This is a genomic window from Euzebyella saccharophila (assembly GCF_014855495.1).
Taxonomy (GTDB): domain Bacteria; phylum Bacteroidota; class Bacteroidia; order Flavobacteriales; family Flavobacteriaceae; genus Euzebyella; species Euzebyella saccharophila.
Genome location: NZ_JACYFJ010000015.1, coordinates 1 through 5003 on the forward strand (window position 1 = coordinate 1; position 5003 = coordinate 5003).

The 5003-nt window shown below is 49.5% G+C and carries 1 protein-coding gene; it reads left to right on the plus strand.

The window, feature by feature from the left end; all coding sequences use genetic code 11:
* Nucleotides 1–5003: beta strand repeat-containing protein (locus IL355_RS19405; protein ID WP_394354542.1), on the plus strand; the 5003-nt coding region annotated here is incomplete at both ends.

The following is a 5003-nucleotide window of genomic DNA, read 5'->3' on the forward strand; positions in this document are numbered from 1 at the left end:
GTATTGTAAATATCACCGATAACGGTGACGGTAACGTGACCCTTGTCAACGAGGCCGGAAACAGCATCACCGTAGCCAAGTCGGACATTACGGATTTGGGTGGCGGACTTTACCAGTTCACCAACGGTGATGGAACCGATGTAACGATTGATACCAACGGCATGTCCATCAGCAACGTGATTGCTGGTAATAGGATTGCCACAGTGACCGAAGCGGATGGCACAACCACCGATGTAAACGAAACGATTACCGATATCACCGGCACTTCCAACAGCGGAAATGAAATCGGTGTCTACCAAAAGGAGGACGGCACCACAGTATCCATCCAGGAAAGTATTGTAAATATTACAGATAACGGAGACGGAAACGTGACCCTGGTCAACGAGGCCGGAAACAGTATTACGGTGGCCAAGTCGGACATTACCGATTTGGGAGGCGGACTTTATCAGTTCACCAACGGTGATGGTACGGATGTGACTATCGATACGAACGGTATGTCCATCAGCAACGTAATTGCGGGTAACCGAATTGCTACAGTGACCGAAGCCGATGGTACAACCACGGATGTAAACGAAACGATTACAGATATCACCGGCACTTCCAACAGCGGAAATGAAATCGGTGTCTACCAAAAGGAGGATGGTACCACAGTATCCATTCAGGAAAGTATTGTAAATATCACCGATAATGGCGACGGTAACGTAACGCTTATCAACGAGGCCGGAAACAGCATCACCGTAGCCAAGTCCGATATCACCGATTTAGGTGGCGGACTTTACCAGTTCACCAACGGCGACGGTACGGACGTGACCATCGATACGAATGGCATGTCCATCAGCAACGTAATTGCGGGTAACCGAATTGCTACAGTGACCGAAGCCGATGGTACAACTACGGATGTCAACGAAACGATTACCACGTTATCTACTGTAGATAATGTAACATACACGTACGCTTCCGAAAATGGAACTACCACTTCTTTTGATGGAACTGATAATCAAGAGGCGTCGGAAGTAAACTTAACTACTCCCATTGATGTAGATGGAGACACTGTTAATGAGACAACAGTTGAAGAGGCTATAGCCGACTTGGCAACCAATGCCAGTGATGATCAAAACTTGACAGGGGCCAGCCTTAATGGAAGCAATCAATTACAAATAGATATTGAAAACGGGAATTCCACTACTGCAGATTTATCGTCTCTAGCGGAAACGGTATCTGCGGGCATAGGTGCTATTTCAGTAACAGATGATGGTAACGGAAATTATACGGTTAACTCTACGGATACGGATGAGGATGAAACCAATGAGCTTTCCCAGGTAGATGCGGGAACCCCGATAGCTACGGGAGCCACGGCTACTAATGTGGGTGAAACCTATGTTGATACTACTACGGGTCAACTTTATGTTTGGGACGGTACCAACTGGGCCCAGGTTGGTGGCAATGCTACACCTGATGCAGATCCTGACCCAACGAACGAGATCACCGATGTGACCGACAACGGCAACGGAACGACGACCATTACCGATGTGAACGGCGGAACCGTAACCGTAGATAATGACGGAGTCGATAATGTAGACGATGCCGATAACGACCCAACGAACGAAATCACCGATGTGACCGATAATGGCAACGGAACGACCACCATCACCGATGTAAACGGTGGGACCGTAACCGTGGATAATGACGGAGTCGATAATGTGGACGATGCCGATAACGACCCAACCAACGAAATCACGGATGTGACCGATAACGGAAACGGAACGACTACCATCACCGACGTAAATGGCGGAACCGTAACGGTGGACAACGACGGAGTAGATAACGTGGACGATGCGGATAACGACCCAACGAACGAGATCACGGATGTGACCGATAACGGAAACGGCACGACTACCATTACCGATGTCAACGGTGGAAGCGTAACCGTTGATAATGATGGAGTGGACAATGTGGACGATGCGGACAACGACCCCACGAACGAAATCACGGATGTTACCGATAACGGCAACGGCACAACTACCATTACCGATGTGAACGGGGGAAGTGTTACCGTTGATAATGACGGAGTCGATAATGTAGATGATGCCGATAATGTCATAGGTAATGAGTACAACACAGGTAGCGCAATCACTGCTGGAAGCCTTGAAATTACAGATGGGGGAGGTACCGAGTCTGTTAATTTGATAAGTGGTGATGCCAATAATGACATCGCCGTTGGCTCTGATGGTGCATTGTATTTAAATGTGGCATCTGTTACCATTGCTGAGACCAATACCAATTTAACGGATAATAATAATGGTACGGTCACCTATGTAAATGAAAACGGAGTTTCCCAAACGATTTCCAAATCGGCCTTGACGGACAATGGAAACGGGACATTCACATTTGACAACGGAAATGGAACACCTATTACATTCAATGGAACCGATAATGTGGATGATGCCGATAACGACCCAACGAACGAGATCACCGATGTGACCGACAACGGCAACGGCACGACCACCATCACCGATGTAAACGGAGGAAGTGTAACCGTTGATAATGACGGAGTCGATAACGTGGATGATGCCGATAACGACCCGACCAATGAAATCCAGGCCTTGACCTCTACTGACGGTTCGGTTACCTTGACCCAGACAGGAAATGATTATAATTTATCCGTGGCAACCGCCGATGGAACCGAGACTATCGTTCAATCAGGAAATGCCAACGTAACGGTAACGGGCGACGGTTCTACCGGAAATCCTTATCAAATAAGCACGACCGATAACGTGGACGATGCCGATAACGACCCAACGAACGAGATCACGGATGTGACCGACAATGGCAACGGAACAACTACAATCACCGATGTGAACGGAGGAAGTGTAACCGTTGATAACGATGGCGTCGATAACGTGGACGATGCGGACAACGACCCGACCAATGAAATCCAGTCCTTGACCTCTACTGACGGTTCGGTTACCTTGACCCAGACAGGAAATGATTATAATTTATCCGTGGCAGCCGCCGATGGAACCGAGACTATCGTTCAATCAGGAAATGCCAACGTAACGGTAACGGGCGACGGTTCTACCGGAAATCCTTATCAAATAAGCACGACCGATAACGTGGACGATGCGGACAACGACCCAACGAACGAGATTACCGATGTGACCGACAACGGCAACGGCACGACTACCATTACCGATGTGAACGGTGGAACCGTAACTGTTGATAATGACGGAGTCGATAATGTGGACGATGCGGACAACGACCCGACGAACGAGATCACGGATGTGACGGATAATGGTAACGGCACGACCACCATTACCGATGTCAACGGTGGAAGCGTAACCGTTGATAATGATGGAGTGGACAATGTGGACGATGCCGACAACGACCCCACGAACGAAATCACGGATGTTACCGATAACGGCAACGGCACAACTACCATCACTGACGTAAATGGTGGAACTGTAACGGTGGATAACGACGGCGTAGACAACGTGGATGATGCCGATAATGTCATAGGTAATGAGTACAACACAGGTAGCGCAATTACAGCAGGAAGCCTTGAAATTACCGATGGGGGAGGTACCGAATCAGTTAATTTGATAAGTGGTGATGCCAATAATGACATCGCCGTTGGCTCTGATGGTGCATTGTATTTAAATGTGGCATCTGTTACCATTGCTGAGACCAATACCAATTTAACGGATAATAATAACGGTACGGTCACCTATGTAAATGAAAACGGAGTTTCCCAAACGATTTCCAAATCGGCCTTAACGGATAATGGTAACGGAACATTTACATTTGACAATGGTAATGGAACACCTATTACATTCAATGGAACCGATAATGTGGACGATGCCGATAACGACCCAACGAACGAAATCACCGATGTGACCGACAACGGCAACGGAACGACGACCATTACCGATGTGAACGGCGGAACCGTAACCGTAGATAATGACGGAGTCGATAATGTAGACGATGCCGACAACGATCCAACGAACGAGATCACCGATGTGACCGACAACGGCAACGGCACGACGACCATCACCGACGTGAACGGTGGAACCGTAACGGTGGATAACGACGGGATTGATAATGTGGATGATGCGGACAACGATCCAACGAACGAAATTACGGATGTGACCGACAACGGCAACGGAACGACGACCATCACCGATGTGAACGGCGGAACCGTAACAGTGGACAACGACGGAGTCGATAATGTGGACGATGCGGACAACGACCCAACGAACGAAATTACCGATGTTACCGACAACGGTAACGGAACGACTACCATCACCGACGTTAACGGTGGAAGTGTTACCGTTGATAATGACGGAGTCGATAACGTGGACGATGCGGACAACGACCCAACGAACGAAATTGAATTACCGACTGGAGGAAATAATGGTCAGGTGCTTTCAACTGATGGAAGCGGAACTTATACTTGGGTAGATCCGGATTCAGGTCCAGCAGGTGCCGATGGAACAGACGGTAACGGTATTGTTTCTACAGTTGATAACGGAAATGGCACATTTACATTAAACTATTCAGACGGTTCAAGTTTTACAACTTCGAATTTCACTGGCCCCCAAGGTCCGGCAGGAGCAGACGGAGCCGATGGTGCAACAGGTCCCGCAGGCCCTCAAGGTCCAGCAGGAGCGGACGGAGCCGATGGTGCAACAGGCCCACAGGGTCCCGCAGGTCCCCAAGGCCCAGTAGGTGCTGATGGAGCAGATGGAGCAACAGGTCCACAAGGTCCTCAAGGCCCAGCAGGTAATGATGGTGCAGACGGTGCAGTAGGCCCACAGGGTCCCGCAGGTCCCCAAGGCCCAGCAGGTGCTGATGGAGCAGATGGAGCAGATGGAGCAACAGGTCCACAAGGTCCTCAAGGCCCAGCAGGTAATGATGGTGCAGACGGTGCAGTAGGCCCACAGGGTCCCGCAGGCCCTCAAGGTCCGGCAGGAGCAGACGGAGCCGATGGTGCAACAGGTCCACAA